This window comes from Serratia sp. CY27727, from assembly GCF_052169275.1.
GTDB classification, from domain to species: Bacteria; Pseudomonadota; Gammaproteobacteria; order Enterobacterales; family Enterobacteriaceae; genus Serratia; species Serratia sarumanii.
This window is the reverse complement of the sequence record NZ_JBJNLB010000002.1, coordinates 376,870-398,664: the sequence shown is the minus strand read 5'-3', so window position 1 is coordinate 398,664 and position 21,795 is coordinate 376,870. Positions and strand designations below refer to the sequence as shown.

8 protein-coding genes are annotated in these 21,795 nt (G+C 58.5%); all 8 read right to left on the bottom strand.

Annotated features, from left to right (window positions below):
- Positions 1 to 57 precede the first annotated feature (57 nt).
- From ACJ8HB_RS06705 to ACJ8HB_RS06670, 8 genes are read right to left on the bottom strand one after another with little or no spacing between them, the layout of a single operon-like run.
- Positions 58 to 1,791, bottom strand: a complete 1,734-nt coding sequence (locus ACJ8HB_RS06705; RefSeq protein WP_072265211.1) for an ABC transporter ATP-binding protein — start codon at positions 1,789 to 1,791, stop codon at positions 58 to 60.
- Positions 1,788 to 3,554, bottom strand: a complete 1,767-nt coding sequence (locus tag ACJ8HB_RS06700) for an ABC transporter ATP-binding protein (RefSeq protein ID WP_047571354.1) — start codon at positions 3,552 to 3,554, stop codon at positions 1,788 to 1,790. Before ACJ8HB_RS06700 ends, ACJ8HB_RS06705 begins: the two co-directional genes overlap by 4 nt.
- Positions 3,551 to 8,962, bottom strand: coding sequence for a non-ribosomal peptide synthetase (locus ACJ8HB_RS06695; protein WP_094859976.1), 5,412 nt, complete (start codon positions 8,960 to 8,962; stop codon positions 3,551 to 3,553). Before ACJ8HB_RS06695 ends, ACJ8HB_RS06700 begins: the two co-directional genes overlap by 4 nt.
- Positions 8,959 to 10,359: an FAD-binding oxidoreductase gene (locus tag ACJ8HB_RS06690; RefSeq protein ID WP_060422555.1), complete on the bottom strand. Its 1,401-nt coding sequence runs from the start codon at positions 10,357 to 10,359 to the stop codon at positions 8,959 to 8,961. Before ACJ8HB_RS06690 ends, ACJ8HB_RS06695 begins: the two co-directional genes overlap by 4 nt.
- Positions 10,359 to 11,069 carry a VOC family protein gene (locus ACJ8HB_RS06685; RefSeq protein WP_052133504.1) on the bottom strand — a complete coding sequence of 237 codons (711 nt, stop codon included), beginning with the start codon at positions 11,067 to 11,069 and terminating at the stop codon, positions 10,359 to 10,361. Before ACJ8HB_RS06685 ends, ACJ8HB_RS06690 begins: the two co-directional genes overlap by 1 nt.
- Positions 11,062 to 13,284, bottom strand: a complete 2,223-nt coding sequence (locus ACJ8HB_RS06680; protein ID WP_094859977.1) for a bifunctional Gfo/Idh/MocA family oxidoreductase/class I SAM-dependent methyltransferase — start codon at positions 13,282 to 13,284, stop codon at positions 11,062 to 11,064. The genes ACJ8HB_RS06685 and ACJ8HB_RS06680 overlap by 8 nt, the downstream gene beginning before the upstream one ends.
- On the bottom strand, positions 13,281 to 14,321 hold the full coding sequence (locus ACJ8HB_RS06675) for a hypothetical protein (RefSeq protein ID WP_094859978.1): 1,041 nt from the start codon (positions 14,319 to 14,321) through the stop codon (positions 13,281 to 13,283). Before ACJ8HB_RS06675 ends, ACJ8HB_RS06680 begins: the two co-directional genes overlap by 4 nt.
- Complete coding sequence (locus ACJ8HB_RS06670) at positions 14,318 to 21,766, bottom strand: non-ribosomal peptide synthetase (protein WP_094859979.1); 7,449 nt, start codon at positions 21,764 to 21,766, stop codon at positions 14,318 to 14,320. The genes ACJ8HB_RS06675 and ACJ8HB_RS06670 overlap by 4 nt, the downstream gene beginning before the upstream one ends.
- Positions 21,767 to 21,795: the final 29 nt, after the last annotated feature.

Sequence of the window (21,795 nt, the reverse complement as noted above, 5' to 3'; positions counted from 1 at the left end):
TACCGGGGGAAGAATGAATGGCACTCGATTTTGCTGTGAGTGCCTGAAGAGAAAGGATTACCTGTCGAGGGCGTGATGCTGAGCCTCAATTAATGCCCGATAACGTCCCTCCTTTATGGCCATTAAGCTGGCGTGGTCGCCACACTCAACGCAACGGCCTTGCTCAATAAAGGCAATTTGGTCAGCTGCGCGAATGGTGGATAAACGATGCGCCACAATCACCACCGTTTTATCCGCCACCAGTGCGTCTATCGCTTGCTGCACATGATATTCCGATTCGCTGTCCAGCGATGACGTAGGCTCGTCCAGTAACACGACCGGAGCATCTTTAAGAATAGCGCGCGCAATCGCCACCCTCTGGCGTTCTCCACCCGACAACGCCCCCCCCGCTTCACCCGCCCGTGTCTCATAACCCTGCGGCAGACTTTCAATGACGTGGTGAATATGCGCTTTACGTGCAGCGTTGATGATCTCCTCCTGCGTGGCGTGCGGTTTACCTAACGCGATGTTATTCGCCAGCGTATCGTCCATCAGCCACACATCCTGAAACACCACCGAAACCTGTGCTAAAAGCTGATCGGGGGGGATATGCTTTAATTCCGCGCCTCCCAACGTGATAGTGCCCTGCTGTGGATCGGCAAAGCGACTCATCAATCGGGTTAGCGTGGTTTTCCCCCCGCCCGAAGGACCGACCAACGCCGTCAGGGATTTTTCTGCAATGTGTAGCGTCACATCCTGGAGTGCAGGTTTTTCCTGCTGCTGATAGTGAAAACTGACATTGTTGAGCGTAATCGCAAAGTGCTGTGGTTGATGGAGTGGCAGTTCAGTGACCAGATCCGCTTCATTGAGCACCGCATTCACCCGCTGCAACGCCGCGTCCGCTAGTTCAAACAGGCGCACCATGGAAAGTCCCAATGTCAGAGGCTCTACCATTTGCGCTACCAGCACCGTCAGGCAGAGCAGTGATGCCAGCGGCAACTGTTGCGTTGCGCATAACCCCATCCCCAACGCGACGGTAGCCACCAGAGTGAGCTGTATGATCAGTTGTGCTTTGGCAATCAGCCGTGCAGTATTGCCGCTTTGATGCTGCACCTGATGCTGGTGAGCAAAAACCCCGCGTAAACAAGGCGCGTTCAAGCCAGATCGGCCGCTGGCACGTAACATCGCCTGAGCCTGCACATACTCAACAATGGCTGCGCTGGCTGCCGCATCCACTTCATCAATGCGCAGAAAATCCTGATTGGCATCACGTTGTGCCCGCCGTATCAGCGGCACGATGAGCCCTGTTCCCGCCAGCAGCAGCGCCCCCAGACGCCAGTCCAGCGTGAAGATCAACACCAGCACCACCGCAGGTACCACCACCAGTTGAATCGCCAGCGTAGCCAGTGAAGAGAGCGCCGTTGCCGCAAAGGTGACGTTATTGCCAAGAATCGTTGCCAGATCGCCGCTTTTTCGCCGTGCCAACTGCTCCAGCGGCATGGCACGCAAGCGATGTGCCAGCCGCTGACGCATGGCCTCCGTCACGCGATGCCAGTAGTCATAGACAAAAGCCATTTCACGCCAGCGCACCATGCCTTCAAGCAGCAGCAAAACAATGAGCACCACTAGCCAGCTCAGGATGTCACGCACGGGCAGTGCGCCCGGTGTTAATACGAGCGAAAACAGCGGCAGTGTGATAATCCAGCCCGCGGCTTGCAACATCGCCGCCACCACCGCGCACGCTAACGTTCGGCGAAATGGCGCAGCGAACTCCCCTGCCACCGCAATCATGTTGTGATAAATGCGCATCATACTTCTCCCTCGCGCTTTAACGTCCACTGACTGGCAAGCTGATAGTGCTGCCACAGACGCGCGTAATAACCGCCCTGCTTCAGCAAGTCAGCATGACGGCCTTGCTCAGCCACTCTGCCTTCGTGCATCACCACAATCACATCCGCGTCAATGACCGTCTGCAAACGATGAGCAATAGTGATCACAATGCGATCCGGCGCGAGTTGCGCCAGTGCCTGCTGAATATGCCTTTCGTTGTGTGCATCGAGATAAGAAGTTGCTTCATCCATCACCAGCACGGGCGCATTGCTCAGCAGTGCGCGGGCCAGGGTCACACGCTGACGCTGGCCGCCCGATAACGAGCTCCCTCGCTCACCGATCTGCGTGTTTAATCCTTGTGGCAGTGCCGAAACGATCTCGCTCACCCCCGTCGCGGCCATAACTTGCTGCAACGCTGCATCACTGGCTTCGGGCGCAGCCAGTCGTAAATTTTCCTCCAGCGTGCCACTGATAAGAAACGGCTCCTGTAATACCAGCGCCATCTGCTTCAACAACACATCACTGCGCATCTGGCGGATATCGCTCCCCCCCAGTGTAATGCTACCCTCTGTCACGTCATAAAAACGCGGGATCAGGCGCGCCAGCGTCGATTTTCCCGAACCGGAAGCCCCGACAATGGCACAGCGTGTTCCCGCTGCGAGCGTTAATGACACGTCGCTGAGTGCAGGCTGCGGCTGATCCGGGTAGTGAAAACTGACCTTGTTCAGGCTGAGTGCGTGTCCTTGCGGTTGCTGCGGATGTAGTGGCTCTGGCAGCACGTCCTGCCGCAGCACCTCTTCAATGCGGCCTGAGGCCGCGCCAGCGTCATTCAGATAGTTAGCCAGGTGCACTAACGGTTCGAGCGCTTTGATGGGTAACGTACCCAACATCAACGCCAGCAGCCACTGCGCCAGGGTAACCTGCCCGGCTTGATACAGCACAAAACCTGCTATCATCAGCACCGCAGCCGTCGGTAACGCGGCACCTGCCAGACGATTGATTTTCCAGGGCACTTTGCTGCCTGCCATCCAGGTTTCCACCGCCGACGTAAACTGTTGCAGCCGCGCGTTAAAGCGCCGCCAACCCGCGGCGCCATTATCAAAGGTACGCATAACCGCCATACCCTGCACCAGTTCAATCACCCCGGCATTGACTGACTCACTGGCCTCATTGTATCGGTTGCGTTGCTGGGGATTTTCACGCGCCATCATTGCCATACACACGAGATTTATCGGCAAAAACAGCAACGCCACCAGCGCCAGCCGCCACTGCACCAGCGCCAGCACCAGCAGCGCGGCCAGCGGTTGACTCAGACTGGCACCGATAAACGGCACCGCATCCGCCACCGCAATATGCAGCGCTTTAACATCCTCCTGGAGGATTTTACGTAACCGCCCACTGCCCCATTGCTGTACCACTCCAAGCGGCAAACAACTGAGGTGCTCCACAAGACGCCCGCGCAGCACTTCCTCTAATTGATAACTGGCTTCGTGGGCCCGTGCTTCTGCCTGTAAGCGCAACCAGAATGCCAGCACCAACAGCAGCACACTGCCGGTGAGGGCGATAAATGACGGCGGTGGTAACATCGGGACAGACAGTAATGGCGTCACCGCCCATGCCAGCAGCGCTATGCCGCTGACGTTTAGCAAGCCCGCCACGCTGCCAAAAAGAAGTGCCAGGTTAAGTGAGCGCGCCACCTTCGGCACGCTTGCCACTAGCCTGCCAGGCTGTCCCAGTAACTTCATTTCAGCCCCTCATTCACCCGCTGCGCCACGGCTTGTGCGTTGGGCGTATCGATGCAACTGAAGTGATTACCCGCAATCGAAGTAACCTGCAGATCGCCCAGGCAGACGTTACGCCAGAAGTTCAGCGTATTGTCATCCATACCCGGTGCGAATCCAGAGCCCTGATTGGGCAACAGGAAGCGGATATCGCCGACATAAGTGCTGGGGGTGAAGTGTGCGGCATGGAAACTCTGGCGGAATACGCGGAACAGGCCCAGTGCCATTTCGGCTGGCATCTGCTGACCGGTGAACTGTTCAACACCCGCGACATAACGCGCAAAACGCTCTTCAATCGGTAATGACTGCATCTGTTGGAAAAACAAGCCTGCTGCGCCGGGTAACTGCGCCAGCGCACCCTGCGGAATGCGACCATGATGTTGCTCAATCACCTGCATAAAGCCCTTCACTAATGCATCGCCATCAACCTCACCGAAACCGGCCTGCGCCAGCGTAATGTGCAGATTGGGGATAAACAGCGATTCGATCATCAGATCATCCTGCACCTCGAACAACACCGGATGGCTGCTGATCAGCACCAGGTCAGCGATTTCTGCGCCCTGCTCGCTGAGGCGACGCGCCACTTCTACCGCAAACAACCCGCCCAGACAGTAGCCAATCAGCTGGAAGCGGCTATGTCCGGTGGCCAGCAGGCGTTGTGCGTAATCATCTGCCATGCGCTCAACCGCCTGTTGTGGGGACAAGGCGCAATATTGTGCGGTATCGGCAATCACAATGCCGATGACCGGCCCGCGTGGATCTTTCTCCAGCTCCGCCAGCATCGGGCGGAAGCAATCCATGGTACCCAGGCCGGCATGGAACACCACCCGCAGCGGGCCTTCACTCCCGCCCCCCATCGGCAGCAGAATACCGTTGCTGCCCTCAGCCCGTCCCTCGATTTCTGGCTGCAGTTTCTCTCCGGCTTGAGGCGCTGCGGCAGCCGCATCAGGTGCATGCTGCGAACGGATAGCCTGCGCCAGCGCGCGCACCGTTGGGCCATTCAGCATATGACGCAGCAAAGTGTCAAAGGGTATATCTCCCATCTGCCAGGGGTCAGCGGCCAGCACCTGTCGCAACTTGCCTGCCATGCGTGCCATGATCAGCGAGTCAGCCCCCAGGTTATACACATCCTGGTCGAGCGCGATCTGTTTAATTCCGAGCGTTTCAGCCCAATGCTGGCACAGCAACTGCTCAAGCGCATCCCCCTGCGGTTGCAGGCCTGGCGGCGTATCATGCTCTGCAGCCTCCTCCACCCACCAGTTGACGACTGTATTACGATCCACTTTTCCGTTTGCCGTTAGCGGCAGTGCTGCAACCGACTGAATCTGCGCCGGGATCATATAGCGCGGTAATTTCTGTTGCAGCGCATCAAGCAGCACTTGCGGATACAGCGGCAGACGATCGCGTTTGATTTGTTGTGCCAGCAAATGGAAGCCCTGATAATGCAGCACGTGACCTGGTCGCGGCAGGCACAGCACCGGATCACCGCTGACCGATTGCATCAGCGCCTGCCAGCCATGCTGATCAAGATAGCTCTCCTGCTGACGTTCGCTGTCTTCCGGTGGCGTCATCATGAATGCCTGAGAAGCCATGATCCACGGACATTCACGCGTCGGCTCCGTCAGGATCACCCAGCCTTGTGGCGCGGTCAGTAACTGGATATTTTCCAGTGCCCGGCGTTGGTCACGGGCGTTTTCCAGTACCCCGGCGGCCAGCACAATATCAAAGCTCTCCGGGCAATAGCCCTGCGAGCGAATATCATCGTCAATATTCAGCAGGCCAAAATGCATGCCCGCTCGTTGGCCGTAGCGGGCACGCGCTTCAGGCAGGAAGAAGGCCGCCACATCAGTAAAGTGGTATTCAATCGTCTGCTCGCTCAACGCTGCCAGCACATCCGCCGTCGTGCCGCCAGTGCCTGCGCCAACTTCGAGGATACGTAAAGGCCGCTGGACGCGCTGCTGTGCAATCAGGCTCGTCAGGGCACTGACTGCCTGGTTCAGGTACTTCGCCATCAGATTTTCACGATACAGCGCTTGCACGTTGGTCAGTTGCCCCTGCGGGAACAGCAGCTTCTGAGCATCAACACGCCCTTCGAGCAGCCCGGCGAGATTCTCCAGGTTGCTGCGGATGTAAGCCAGAAATGCCGGGCCATCGAGCAGAGGCTGCCACAGCGCGTCAACCTGCTGCCAGCTGTAATCAGGCAAAGCGCCAGCCTGCGCAAGCATCGCTTGCCAGCGGCGCACCAGCCAGAAGAAGCGAGCATTCACGGGTGTTTCTCGTAGCTGAGCTTCACTGAATTCATCATTAAGACCATAAGCTTGCAGCGTGTCGCGCATCTGTTGTAATACCACAGCATCCAGGGCTGTCATCGCCTGTTGTAACTGCGTAGCGGTGATGTTCTGCACAAGACCTGCGGTTGCAGTATCAATACCATCTGTCAGGCGGTCGTAATCCACGGGGTTCGCTGGTTGACGCTGCGCGCTGACTAATGCCAGAAGTTGCCGCTGGCTACCTTCGCCATGGGGCACCACGCAAGCACTCTCCACGCCTGGTAAAGCGCTAAGCGCCGCTTCGATTTCCCCGGGTTCGATGCGGTGCCCTTTGATTTTGAGCTGATTGTCCGCGCGGCCAAGAAATTCCAGTTCACCGTTCGGCAGATAGCGGGCGCGATCGCCGGTCCAGTACAGTCGCTGTTGATCATGCGGATGATGGATAAAGTGGCGCGCAGTTTTCTCAGCATCTTTAAGATAGCCTTGCGCCAGTCCCGCACCGCTGATGTAAAGATTGCCAGGCAACCACACAGGGCAATCCGCCATGTTGTCATCCAGCACGCGGAAACCCTGATTGCTGAGCGGCAGACCGTAAGGGATGCTGCGCCACGTGGCATCACGGCCCTGCCAGCAGTGATAGTTAGACCAGATGGCTGCTTCAGTCGCACCACCGAGCGCTACCAGCTGAAGCTGTGGCAGACGCGTCGCCAGTGATTCCGGCAGCGTTAAAGGGATCCAGTCACCTGAGAGTAATGCCAGTCGCAAACTCGCCAGTTGCTGGTGCTGGAGCGCACTCTCCAGCATCTGCATCAGCGCAGGTACGCTATTCCAGAGGGTCACTTGTTGTGATTCGATGCATTCAATCCAGTGCGAGGGATTGGTGGCGCGTGCCGGTTCAGGATAGATTACCGCGCCACCCACGCTCAGCGGCCCGAACAGATCATAAATCGCCAAATCAAAGCCGAGTTGCGCCAGCGCCAGCACGCGGTCGGTGGCCCGCACGGCGAAACGTCGGTTGATATCTTCAACTGTATTCCGTGCCGCCTGATGTCCCATAACCACCCCTTTGGGCTGGCCGGTGGAACCAGAGGTGTAGATGATATAGGCCGCATCGCTACTGCGCGACGCGTGTGGGTCCAGCAGAGGCTCGCTGCCGTTCAGTGCATCCACATCAATACGCCACTCTCCACTGACGCCGCACTCTACTACCTGTTGCTGGGTCAGTACCCGTTGGATACCCGCGTTTGCCAGAATTTGCCGGCGACGTTCCGCCGGCTGTGAGACATCGACTGGCACCCAGACCGCCCCCACAGCCATGGCACCCAACACCGCCGCGGCCTGCATTACGCCTTTTTCCAACGTGATCGCGACCGGTTCGCCGATGGCAACGCCATGCCGTTGCAGATGGCCGGCAATGCGCAAGGCTGCGTCCGCCAGTTGACGGTAAGTCATCTGCTGCTGGGGATCGATCACCGCCAGCGCATCCGGGGTCAGGTGAGCCTGTGCGAAGAATGGCTGGTGCAGCCCGCCTTCGGGTAGCGGTGCGTGGGTATCATTGACCTGCAACCGTTGTTCACGTTGCCATTCGGGGAGTGCAACCTGCGCGGTCTGCTGCCAAATCGCATCTTCTTGCGCCATGGCATTCAGCAGTGATTCAAAGCTCGCAAACAGATCGTCGATCATCCCCGACGGGAATACCCCGTCGCGCACATCCCAGTTGACCTGTAAACCGGCAGCACTGTCCATCGCCTGACAGTCGATAAACACCTGCGGCGTCTGGGTAATGCCACGTCCATCCAGTTTGCCCTGCAACGCGTTTTCTGCATCGGCAGGTACCAGGCCGATGGCACTGGTAAAAACATAAGGCATCAAAGCGTAATCGCGCCCTTTGGCGCGAGCCAGTTCACGGATCACCTCGACGCCGGAACAAAGGCGATGATCCAGGTCATCATACAATTGCTGGCTGATGGCGCTGGCGCGCTCCGCCCAACTCATTGGACGGCGTTGATCGACCTCCAGCAGGCTGACCGAGGTGAAATCGCCCACCAGACGATCCACCTGCTCATGCAGCGGCTGGCGGTTAAGTACCGTCAGATTGAGGCAGAAGTGTTCGCTGGCAGACCAACGCTGCAGCACGCTGGCATAGGCGGTTAACACCGCCGCTGTAGGGGTAATACCGCACTGTGCCGCCTGCTGTTTGAGTGCCGCCCAGCGTTCCTCCGGCAGTTGCAAAAAACGTCGTGTAAAGCGTGCGGGCTGTCGTTCCTGTGTATCAAGCAACGGGAGCTGCGGCGAGGCGGGCAACTGAGGAATACGCTGCTGCCACCAGGCACGATCGCGTTGGGCCGCCGGTGACTCATCCATGCCGCGCTCCGCCAGCAGATAATCGCGGAACTGAATCTTTAGCGGAGGCAGCGGCTGGTCAGGATGCTGGTAACGCGCTTCAAACTCGCCCAACAATAGCCAGATACTGGCCCAGTCGGCAATCAGGAAGTCCATCGACAAATGCAGCACGCTGCGTGCCGGCAACTGCGACAGACTCAGGCTGAACAGCGGCCACTGCTCGGGCTGATAGAGTCGATGCCCCATCTGCTGCTTCACGCTGTCCAGCAGCGCTTCGCCCTGCTCCGCTCCGCTACTCGCGCAGTCAATGATCAGTTCCGGCACATCGGGTAAAACGCGCTGGCTGCCACTGCGATCAAATACCGCACGTAGCATGTCGTGTCGCGCGACCAGCTCATTCCAGATAGCGCTGACTCTGGCATGTTGCAGCAGTGGATAATTCACCTCCAGATAAACATGGCAGGCCACACCGCCATAGCCAAAGGCATCATTACGCCCGACCAGATACGCCGCCTGCACCTGGCTTAGAGGAAACGGTGCGAAGCGCGCAGTCTCATCGGCTATGAGCGTGGTCTGCTGCTGTTCTCCTGCGAGAATGGCTAACACATTGGCTTTATGGGCCCTCAGCGTGTGTAAATCATCCGCTGAAATCACGCCCTGCGGCGCGCGGTAGTTTAGCTTGCCCTGCTCCTCCCACAGTTGTGCGCCACGGTTGCGCAGGCGTTGAAGCAGCTCAAAGGCGATGGAGTGGTCAGTCATGCTAAATCCTCCTTGCCCGGAGCCATCGCGCGGGATGACCGGGGCGGAATATTGACGTTAAAACACAGGCGATTAGTCGGGTCAAATCTCTGTTTGAGTGCCGCCAGGCGTGCCCAGCCGCTGCCATACGTGGCCTGCGCCCAACGCGGCTCATGGTCAGGCAGCAGGTTGGCGTAAGGACCGCAGCTCACCGCTTGCAGCTGTTGCCAGGCCTCAATGGCCGGTGCAAGCATCGCTGGGTTATCGGGCTCGCCGTACCACTGGGCGCAGACTTCAACAAACCAGTTGGCATCTCGATGAGCAAACGCAGTTGCGCCCGCCGGGGCGCGGGCAATGGCACCGCCAAGTGCACCAAACACCAGCGAGAAATTCGGGCCAGCACGCTGGAACAGCGCCAGCAGTCGTTCGAGCGTGTCATCATCCAGTTCACGCAGCAATTCGCCACGGTTGTAAACATGCTGCTGTAGGTAGTTGGGCGCCGAGGGCAGAAGGCGCTGATAATCGACGTAACGCATCGGTTGCAGCGTGTCGCACAACGCGCCCACCTTAAGGGGCGCAAGTACTTGTTCCGCCTGCTCTGGCGCACCAAACCAGGTGGGAATGAGCATGATACTGCGCTCAAAATGCAGTGATTCTGGCAAAAATGGCAGCGGCGGTGCCGTCCAGACAAGGGCAATCAACGAGGCCTGATCCGGTGCCTGCGCCAGCCAGTTACGTGCCCGGCGCAACACAACAGGAATGTCCCGTGCGGGCCACGCGAGCACGCCGGCCACGACGCCCTCAACGGGATGCAATTGAAACGTAAAACGCGATACCACGCCAAAATTGGCGCCCGCGCCGCGCAAACCCCAGAACAGTTCAGCATCGTGCTGTGGGTTCACTTCCAGCACGTCACCGGACAACGTAACCAGCTCGCAGCTCACCAGGTTATCGCTGGTCAGGCCAAACTGGCGCGACAGGTCACCAACGCCGCCGCCCAGGGTGTGCCCGGCGATACCGATCGTGGGATTACGCGGGCCGGGTACCGCCAGACCGTACGCCTGCGTTGCCGCATCCAGTTCGCCCCAGGTGGTTCCAGGGGCGACGTGCGCCAGGCGTTTATCCGGGTCAATAGCGATCTGCTTCATGCGGGACAGATCAAGCACCAGCCCATCCTGGCAGGTGCCGTAACCGGCCACGTGGGCGCCACCACCTCGCAGCGCAACCGGCAGTTGCTGAATCTCCGCCAGTTGAAGTGACTGTTGAATATCCTGCACGCTGACACAGCGCACAATCGCGGTGGGCCGGCAGTCAATACGGGCGTTGCGTACCCGGCGTGCAACTTCGTATTCCGCATGCTGCGGCAACAGTAAATCCCCTTCCAGCACCTGCTGTAAGGCAGAAAATAGCTCACGCATTACGCCTCCTGCGACGGGTTAAATAACGACTGAATAAATTCGGATGTCTGCGGCAGTGCCTGCCACCCCTGTAAAACCACGCTGCTGACATAGCGCCGCTCACCGTGCTGACTCTTGAGCCAGCGGTCCGTAGGCAACAGGCGTTGCAACTGGCGGTGGCTGGGCAGCGGGATATGAAAATCCACCCGGGTCACGGCGCGTGCGCCATTGGCATGCCGGACGCAAACCGGCCGCTGCAGCGGGTGGTAATGAGAGACGATAAACGGCAGATGGTTACCGCGCGGCATCATAAAGCGATAGTTCACCCTTTCACCCTGTACCGATTTACGGCTGCCATTTACGACGCGCGAACCTGCCAGCGCCTGCTGACGCAAATGCTGACTGACGTTATCCAGGCTAAGTGGCGCTTCGGGCTGATACTGTTCAGGTTCCAGCGCCACATCACACCAGCCCTCGCCAGCCTGCGCCCACCCCCTAAGACGTTGACCGGCGCTGGAACCGAAGCGCCAGCCAAAGGGATAGCTCAGCCAGCGGAACCAACGCGGCAGTTCAAAGAACTCCAGAAACGGTCCCTCTTCAAACCACACCAGCGCATTGTGTGCCCGAGCCGGATCGCCCCCCCACTGCACGCTGAACCCAGCCTGTTCAAGCTGGGCTACGCAGTCACGAATGTTATCGACTTTGCAGAGAATATGGCTGCACCTAAGCATTGCCGGGCCTCCGTGCGATAAACAGGCGCTGTCCGAGCGGTGCGAGCACATGCCCCTCGTCGGGCAGGCAAGCCTCACAAATCAACCCGGCGCGCTGTAGCAGATCCTGCCACTGCTCTGGTGAAAGAAAACGCTGTTCACTGCGCTGTCGGTCATCCTGTGGTGGTGGCATCATAAAGGCCTGTGAGGTGAGAATTTCCAGATGTTCCCGCGTCGGTTCGGTGATTAACATGGCACCGCCCGGTTGTAACACCTCCGCTAGCCAACGAATGGTTTGCTCGCTGTTCCGTGCATTGTTCAGTACCCCCGCCATTACCAGCAGATCCTGGGAATCTGCAGCGATGCCTTGTTCGGTCAGGGGGCGGTCAATATCGATCAGTGCAGTCGAGAGCCAGGAGAGATGGCTATAGCGCTGTTGCGCATTCACCAAGAAAAAGCGTGAGACATCGCTAAACAGCCAGTTGAGCGGCGGCGTTTCCCCATACACCTCATGCAGCCGTTCCCGTACCCGTTCGGTGGTGGCACCGGTGCCTGCGCCAATCTCCAGTACTTTTAGCGGTGCCGTTCGCTGGCTGAGCTGCTTCAGGACCCAGTCGGCAATCAGGGTGTTGAGATAACGGGCGGTGATGGTATGGCGATAGACCGCATCGGCAATATCGTTACGGCCTTCCGGGAACAGCAACAGTGCCGCCTTCTGTTCGCCGCACATCAGCTCACCCAGCTTTTCCGCGTTTTGCCACAGATAATCGATAAAAGTGGCAGAGCCCAGGCGGTTGTCCCACACCCTGTGCACCGCCTGCCAGCTGTGATGCAGCTCGGTATAGCCGATCGTTCGTCGGCTAAAGTAGTGCGCGCCTCGTTGCATCACCAGACCGGCATCGGCCAGCAGCATCAGCCAGCGTCCAATCAGGGCGTGATGCGCTTCGGCCACCTGGAGTTGTTGCAAAATCCCTGGCAGGTCGTGACCCTGATCGGGATGCGTCAACGCGCCTCCCTGTTGCAGGCTAAACAGCATGGCGTTCAGGCAAGCTTCATCCATCCGCGCGACAAAATCCGTCACCTGCTGAGCAGTAATGCCACTCACCAGCAGCTCTGCCCGCTGGGTAAAATCCCACTGTGGGGTGGCTTTAGGTTCCAGCCCGGTGGTGACAGGCAGCAAGGTACGCGCCAGAGGTTCAAACCGCTGGTCCGGATTTAGGCGCGGATAGCCGAGTGTTTTGGTCAGCGCCTGCCACATCTGACATTGAGCTAACAGGGATTGCGGACTCCAGCGGGGGGCCTCAGGAGATAAGATGCTCTCCGCCAGCGCCAGTAAATCCTGGGCAATGGCTTCTGGCCAGTGTTCCGCCAATGCGGTGCGCCAGCTGGCACGCTGGACCTCGCCGATAATGGCGCTGGTATCTTCCATCAGATGTGCTGATTGCGGGCTGCTAAAATCGCGGTCGCGTTTTACCGCCTCAGGGATATGCAAACGCGGGAACCACATCACGGGTCCATGTGTATCGATCAACGATAACCGTCCCGCGGGCAAGCCCAGCGTGATCTGTTGCAACAGCTGGAAATGGTTGTCAGGGTCCTGCGGATCGACTTCGTTATGTACACTCAACGTTAAGGGGATTCCTGCCAACTGTCCCTGCACCACCTGGAAAGGTGCCTCTGGTAATTGCTCCTGGGCATGAAACTGCCACGGGCGAGGTGCACCAAGGGCTTCCACCAGTATCGCGATCAGTGGGAACGCCACCTGGCTGGCACACGCAGCATCAATAAACTGAAGCTTTTGCCGCCGCAGTAGGCGGTGGGCAGACTGAATGAACTGCTGCACCGCCGGCAGATGTGGATAGAGGTTGCCGACCCGATACTGCACACCGAATTCACGCGCTGAGCGCAGGTTCGCCACCACCTCATCATGATGTACGGGCTGCTCCTGAATGATATGAATGCGCCTGGCCATCAGTTGCTGTGCCAGAACGCTGCCTGCACCGCCCATCACGGTAGCACGCAACACCACGCAGGCCAGGTCAATGTCTTCAGGTAATGAGGCGATATCGGTGTAGAGCGGAATGTCATAGCGTTGCGCGCAATCACGGCTACGTGCGCTGCCGCTCGCCAGTAGCCCCACCACTTTAAAGCGCAGTGGATAACGCTGCAGTGCTGCCAACCAGAACTGGCCAAAAGTGGAGCCACATACCAGCACCTTTAACGGTACCGCGTTCATAGCGCACCTCCGCTCATTTCGTTTAAATGCTCAATCCCGCGGTCAAACAACTCAATATCAATACCGGTTTGCTCCTGGCAGAACAGCAGCATGAACGCTTCAATATCGATGCATTCGGCTGCCAGCCCCAGGACTGGCTCAGGTGACTTCAGCAGCCATTTAGCGCATGCCGCCGCGCAGGCGGCGGTTAACTGAGCAATGCCCGGCGCTCTCAGCAATAAGGTTAACGTGGTGCTAGTGCCCTGACGCACGCCATCTACCTGGATCAAAAAGTTAACCCATGCATGTCGACCCGCCACATCCAGTGTCGCCCCCTCCACCACCGCCTGTATTGCTGCCTCTCGTGGTAATACACGCGCTGTTTCTAACGCGCGGGCCAGGTGTTCACCATCAAGCGCGAGATACCATCGACTGTAACGAAGCGCCAGTTGTTCGGTGACCCGGAGCGACTCCTCATCGTCATACGGCTGCAGCAGCACCGGGCGTGGAAAGAAAGGCAGGATGACGTTGGACTGTCGCCGCGGCAGGGTATGCTGAGAGGCTGGCGTGCGCAGCACACCCTCAAGATAGTCTTCTGCTCCGCCTGGGGTGAAACGATCAAACACGCCAAACCAGCAGTGCAACGCATCGACGCGGCCCAGCTTACGCGCCAGCCACACAGGAAGAATGCCGGACAAACCTGGCAATGCGCCTGCTGCGAACAACGCGCTGCCCGGATGCCGGCCAACCGGAGGTGTTAACGCTGCCGGGCAATCAATTCCGCCCGCGTCAACCAGCGGAATACCTGCGGCGTGCAGTCGGTTCGCCACCTGTTGTGACAGTCGTGCCGAAGGCGCAGCACAGTTCACGATCAACCGACAGTCGGTGGCGAAAGCCATGAGACTTTCTTCGTCACTCACATCCACATAGCAGCTTTGTGCCCAGGCGACAGGTTGCGGGTGACGCCCTCCCACGCGCAGCGAAGTTTCCCCCCACTGATGCAGGATACGTGCGACCTCGCTGCCTACGGCACCAAATCCTCCCAAAATACCAATCACAGAACACCTCCTTCCATGGTGGCAACCTGAGCCTGCTGTGCCTCAATCTCGGCAGCCATTGCCTGCAGGCCAGGTGCGCTAAAGACTTTTCGCAGCGCGATATCGACGGCAAATTCATCACGGATAAGGTTAATCAGACGTGTGGCCAGCAAACTATCCCCCCCTAATTCAAAAAAGCCCTGCTGGCGGCCGATGTGCGGCGTAATGCCAAGTAATGTTCCCCATAGCTGAGCGAGTTTTTCTTCAGTTTCACTGAGTGTTTCCTGCTGTTGTTGTGACCTGGGCAGATTGTCATACAGTGACTGCAGGCGCTTACGATCAACCTTACCGTTTGCGGTCAATGGCAGATGTGTCAGCAGAACCAACCGCTCCGGCACCATGGCTTTGGGCAGTTTTTCCGCCAGCTGACTCGACCAGTCATCGGGCAGCGTATGATGATGTGAAGGGCGTAGAGTTAAGGTGGCGGCGAGACCGCTGAGGTTACACTCACAGGATGTAAAACCACTGGCCTGAGCTCGTTGCTGCCACACCGCGCCAGTACGCAGCGGATCTTTTTTGCTATTGCCATATCCTCCCGCCAGCAGCCCGGCGCTGATCATGGCAACCGGTGTCAGGCACTGGCGTTCCATCATCCACAGCTCTCCTGTAGGCCTCAGCAACTGAGAAGCTGCCTTCAACCCATGTAAGGGTTGGACGTAGCGGTGCAACGCATTCGCCGCCAGCACGATGTCAGCCGAGTTTTGCAGTTCTTCCGGCACATACAGTTCATTCAGCAACAAGAAATCGATCTGATGACCGCTGTTTGCGAGTTGAGTCCGCGCTTGCTCCAGCGCCAATGGGGAGGATTCAAGCAAGGTGTAATGCACGCTGCCCTGCGGCAGGCGCGCCAGCAGCGCAGCACTGTGCTGACCGCTGGCCCCGTTGAGTTCCACGATGTTGATCGGCTTGCCGCTCTGGTGGTGCAGGCTGTTAACATGCAGCGCCAGCTGTGACAACCATTGCCGTGTCTCATCATCCGCGGCCGACAGGCTGGCAGGGCTGAATACGCTGTCGGTCAGCAGTGCGACATGGTCTTGCTCACCTCGCAACATGGCGCGCCAGCTGGCATAACGGGTGCGTGCCGCAACGATCTGCGCCGTTTCAGGTCTGGCGATCACGGCAGCAGTTCCGGTGGCAATGTAGTGTGTATCCTGTGGCTGAACCACACCACGCGACACCAGCCATTTCAGCCACAGCTGCAGCACCTGCTCGCCCTTTTCATCGGGCTGAAGCGCGTTCACTTGCCAGACTGCACCGACTTGCGCAGGCAGTTGCAGGAGCTCCGTCAGAATGTGTTCGGCCACCGCCGATTCATACTGCAGCAGACCGCGTTGAGTACTGTCAGGATGGAATACCTCATCCTGCTCGACACAGGTAGGAGTGTGGGGGGCGACGGCAGCTACAAGTCGCTGTGTGATGCCATCGTGCCACAATGAGACCACCGCCTGGTCGATGCCTTTAAGCGTCTGCAATGCCTGTTCAACCTCACCGGCCTCAATGCGATGGCCGCGCAGCTTCATCTGCGTATCCAGTCGACCCAGGAACTCCAGCGTACCGTCTGGCCAGTAGCGGCCGCGGTCGCCGGTACGATACCAGCGCTCGCCATCAAGCACAGGGAAACGAGCCTCAGTCAGCGCTGGATCGCCGAGATAGCCGCGAGCCAGACCCGCACCGCCGATGAGCAGTTCGCCCTCCACCCAGTCAGGACAATCGGCATTGACCGCATTAAGCACACGCCAGCGCTGATTATGTAGCGGGTAGCCATATGGGATCGAACGCCAGTCAGGTTTGATCGTGGTCACCGGGAAAATGTTTGACCAGATAGCGGCTTCGGTGGCGCCCCCCAACGCCAGTAAACGACATCCCGGGGCGCTCATTTGTAATCTCTCTGGCAGCGACAGGGGGACCCAGTCACCGGAAATCAACGACGCCCGCAGCGCAGGCAACGTGACGTTTTGCGCGGCTGTCAGCAGCATTTCCAGCAGCGCTGGCACTGAATTCCACAGGGTGACCCGATGAGTTTGTATTAAGTGTATCCAGTGAGCTGCATCGCGACGGTACTCCTCATCCACCATCACCAGCGCGGCCCCGCAGCCTAACGGCGCAAACAGATCAAATACCGAAAGATCAAAATCGAGTGCCGAGAGCGCCAGAATGCGGTCTTGCGGCTGTATCGCCAGTCGCTGGCGCAAATCGTGCACCGTGTTATGGCTGGCGGCGTGGCACATCTCAACGCCTTTAGGTTCTCCGGTCGAGCCAGATGTGAAGATGACATACGCCAGCTGTTGGGGGGAGATTGCTACCGGATGAGCCAACGCCGCGACTTCCGTCTGCACGGCCTGATCGCCGGTCAAGGGCGTGTTCTGATCGAGCATCAGCCGTACGTCAGCCCTTTGCAAAATCGCCTGTTTGCGTGCCTGTGGCTGATCGATACCAATCGGTACCCAACTGGCCCCCGCAGCCAACACCCCCAGCACCGCGATCACCTGCTGCGGGCCTTTCGGGAGTGAAATCGCCACCCTATCGCCCGCCAGCGTCCCCTGCAGTTGCAACCAGTGCGCCAGTTTCAGCGCCTGCTGTGCCAGCTCAGCATAAGAAAGCTGACAGGTTTGCTGCTCTTGCATCCAAATCAACGCCACCAGCTGCGGTGTCTGACTGGCTTGCTGGAAAAAAGCGTGATGCAATGTTTCCGCTACATAGGGGTGATGTGCGGCGGCAGTGATTGCCTCTCGCACCTGACGTTGGGGCACAGGCAAGAGGTCGGGAAGTGACTGCAGCCAGTTATGGTCACATAAATGATGGATGAGCTGCTGATAGGCGGTGAACATCGCATCCAGCATACCCGCCGGGAACAGAGCCTCTACCGCATCCCAGACCAGCGAGACACCGCCTGCCAGCTCGGTTAACTGGTGATCCAGCCAGACCTGCGGCGTTTGTGACAGGCCATAAACGGGTTGACTGAAGATGCCCTGCTCCGGTTCTGCGCTAATTCCCAAAGCGCTGGTAAACACCACCGGCATCACCAGTTCAGGCGCCTGATGCAGACGAGCCAGTTCACGGAGTACCTCAACGGCTGAGAGCGAACGGTGATCCAGCGCGCCCCACATATCGCGTTGTACCTGGCAAATTTCATCCAGCCAGCCGCCGTCGGCATGACGACACGGCACCAAAACCAGCGAAGTGAAATCCCCCATCACTCGGGTCATATCATCGTGGCCTTCAGGACGATCAAACAGGGTCAAATTGAGGGTAAAGTCCGGCTGATGGCTCCAGCGCCGCAGTACTGTCGCAAATGCGTTGAGCATCACCGCTGAAGGTGTTACACCGTGTTGGCGGGCTTTTCGCATCAGCTGCTGCCAGCGATCCGAACCCAGCCAGTACTCACGGCGGGTAAACTTCGGTACCGATATCGCTTCAGGTTGCCGGGCCAGCGGCAACTGCGGAGCCAGCGGCAGGTGGTCGAGACGTGGCCGCCACCAGTCCCAGGCAGCCTCACGTTGCGCCTGCTGTGGCAGGCGTGCCAGTAGCGCATCACGGAACTGAACAGCGGGGACGGTCGGCAACGAACGCTGATGATAGAGCGCGTCCAGTTCCTGATAGAACAACAGGATACTGAGCGCATCAAGGATCAGGTTGTCGATAGCAATTGCCACTCGATGCGCTTCACCCCACTGCGCCACGCTGACGCTAAAGAGCGGCCAGTGCTGTGGATCGAAGCTGTGTGAGGCATATTCTGCGCGTTGCAGACCAATGTTATCTTCACCCGGCTGGTTGAACAGCGGGATCTGATAGTGCGGCACCTCTTTTTGAACCTGCTGCTGGCCGTTACTGAATACCGCCCGCAGCATGTCATGGCGCACAATCAACTGGTTCACCGCGCGCTCCAGTTGTGCGAGATCCAGATGATTAACCTCAAATTCACGATAGAACGTACAGCCAATGCCGCCCAGCGCAAACTCACTTTCCCGGCCAAACAGGTAAGCCTGCTGCACATCCGTCAGCGGGAAGGTATCGTAACGCCCGTTAGCATCATGAACGATGGCAGGCGTGGCGGTTGTAGGTTGATTGCCGCGCAATGTCTGGCAGAAATCTGCCAATACCGGATGAGCAAAGAGTTTTGAAAGGGTAACATCGCTAAATCCCTGGCGACGAAGTTCTGCCACGGCACGGGTAGCCAGCAGTGAATCACCGCCTGCCATGAAGAAATTATCCTGACGACCCGGTAATATACCGAGTGTTTTATGCCAGATCGCAGCCACCTGTTGTTCTACACCTGGCAAGGCAGCCTCGTAGGTATGGGCCGTTTCCGGTGTAAGGTCGGCCAGTAACTGTCGCAGTAAATTGCGATCAATTTTGCCGTTGTGGCTGAGCGGAAGTTCAGACAGTGCCACCAGTCGTTCCGGTACCATTTCCTGCGGCAGATAACGTTGCAGATGCTGACGCAGCGCCGCACTCTCCACCGGCTGCTGGCTGGTATAGGCCGCCACCAGATGTTGTTCATCATCGAGCAGAACAATGCCGCGTGCCACGCCAGGGTGGGAAATCAGCGCGGATTCAATTTCGCCCAGCTCAATACGGTAGCCCCGCACTTTCACCTGATGATCGCGCCGCCCCAGAAACTCCAGAGAGCCACTGGGGTGATAGCGTGCTAAGTCGCCGGTGCGATACCAGCGTTCACCGTTCTCTACGACAAAACGGTCGGCGGTACGCTCGGGATCGTGGCGATAGCCCAGCGCAACGCCTGCGCCGCCAATCCACAGTTCACCGCTGACCCAGTCACAGCGATCCCGGCCCAGGCTGTCCACGACACGGCAACGAACGTTGTTAAGCGGATATCCGTAGGGCACCGAGCGCCATTCAGCCGGCACAGTGGTGATCTCCTGAACCGTCGAGTGGATCGCCGTTTCAGTCGTGCCGCCCAGCGCAATACAGCGACACTGCTCAGCGACCATGCGTAACTTCTTCGGCAGATCAAGCGGGACCCAGTCGCCGCCCAGCAGCACAATCCTGAGTGGTAACGTCAGGTTATCCGCAGCGGCACTGGTGAACGTCATCTCCGCAATGGCGGGCACACAGTTCAGTACGCTGACCTGATGCTGCCGTATCAACGTCACCCAGCGCTGCGCGTCGCGCCAGCTCTCATCCTCAATGCATACCACCGCCCCACCCACTGACAGCGGCGCGAAGATATCGTACACCGCCAGGTCAAAGCTCAGCGCCGACACCGCCAGAGTGCGCATGCGATCGCCCAGTGGATAGCGGCGGTTAAGATCGTCGATGGTGTTTTTAGCTGCCAGATGGCTGATCTCCACCCCTTTCGGCGTGCCGGTTGAGCCAGAGGTGTAAATAACGTAAGCCAGATGCTGCGGATCGCTGTGAGTGACTTCCGCCAGAGGGAGCCGCGAATCTTCATCCGGTAGTTGGTCAATAACCTGTTTCACCCCGGCATTTTGCAGGATGGCTTTAATGCGCGGCTCCGGTTGCAGGTGGTTGAGCGGTAGCCACGCAGCACCGCTGGCAAGTACCCCCAACACCGCAATGATCTGCTCCGGTCCTTTGGGCAAAGCGATCGCCACCAGTTCCCCTGGCTGCACGCCCTGATTGAGCAGATGGGTCGCCAGGCGGCGTGCACGTTTAGCCAACTCACCATAACTGAGCACCTGATGGGGTCCAAACAACGCGGGCGCTTCCGGCTGCAGCTGTGCCAGACGAAAGAAAGCGCTGTGCAAATCGCTCTCAGGTAAAGGGGCATCGGTGGCATTCGCCCGCTGGCGTACGACCTGTTGTGCTGAGGGTAACGCACTCTGCACCGGCTGTTGCCACGCCTGCTCACTGGCGATGAGTGCCTCAATCAGCCCTGTAAATTGATTGAACATCAAATCAAGCATACCCGCTGGAAAACGGGACTCACGCGCATCCCAGTTCACCAGAAAACCTTGATTTAACTCGGTAATTTGTGCATCCAGCCACACCTGTGGCCCCTGTGAAACAATCCAGCCGGGCTGCCCAAAGGCCTGCTGGACGCGTTCGCTGAACAGCTCTCCCAGTCCCAAAGCGCTGGTAAATACCACGGGAGCAAACTGCTGCTGACCGCGCACGCGTGCCGCTTCACGCAGCACTTCTACGCCGGAAAAACAGGCATGTGCCGCATCCTGACGGAACTGCTGTTGCAGGCGCTGCGCGCGTTCAAGGAAACTGCCGGGGTTGCTGCCCCGCCACGCCAGCAACACTGACGAAGTGAAATCTCCCACCAGCGCAGGTACGCTGGTGTGCAGCGGTTCACGGTTGAACAACGGCAGGTTAAGAATGAAATCTTCGTCGTCACTGAACTGGGTCAGCACTTCGGCAAACGCAGCGGCAATCATCATCGGCAAGGTCAGTTGATGTTCACGCGCACTGGCCTCCAGCTGTTGACGGGCCCTGGCATCAAACCAGCGATGGCGACGGACCACCGTCTGCTGCGCACTGTCCGGGTTTAACCCAACGCTGGGCAACATCGGTGCGCCAGGCAAATCGGCTAAACGCTCCAGCCACCACTGCTTGTCTTGTGCGTAGCGCGCCTGCTGCTGCGGTTCCTGCAGCCAGGCGTGGCGCAGTTGTTGATACTGGCAATAGGAGAGATCCAGCACAGGCAGCGGCTGTTGCGGCTCCAGATAGAGCCTCGCCAGATCGTCCAACAGAACGCGCAGGCTCATGGCATCCGCCGCGATCATATCGAGATTAAAATGCAGGCGGCAGCCACCACCGAGGGCGGCGGGCTTATGCGTCACACGCACATCAAACACCTCGCCTTGTGCAATATTTAACTGGCGATGTGACAGCGCGGCGCGAATCGCCTCCATTCGCAGGGTGGCGATATCTGCTGCCTCCTGGCGTAAATCATATTCCCTAAGCCCGGGCCACTGCGCGTGTTCAAGAACCTGCTGCTGCCCCTCCTCCAGAATGGCCACCCTTAGCATACCGTGACGGGCAAGCAACTGATGTACCGCATTTTCCAGGCGTGCAACATCCAGTTGCGGTAGATCGAACTCATGGTAGAAATGCGCAGCAACACCCCCCAGATGCTGAGCACTGTCGCGTCCCACCCAATATGCATGCTGCATGAGCGCCAGAGGGAAAGGTTCGTTTTCATGTGTGCCTGGCAACACGGCCTTTTTTTCCTGCTCCGCGGATGGCGTTTGTTGCGTCATCAAAGCCAACCAGGCATCCAGGCGTGGCTGTTCAATCAAGCGGGCAAACGACACATCGTAACCTTGCCGACGCCACATAGCGGCCAGTTTCATCATCGCCAGCGAGTCGAGCCCGAGGCCGATCAGGTCGCAGTCATTAGCGAGTCGATCCGGCAATATGCCGGGGAGAAAGGGGGCCATATCTGTGCATATTTTATGCTGAAGGGTGCTTGCCATAGTCCTTGTCCTTCTCTCAATTACATCAT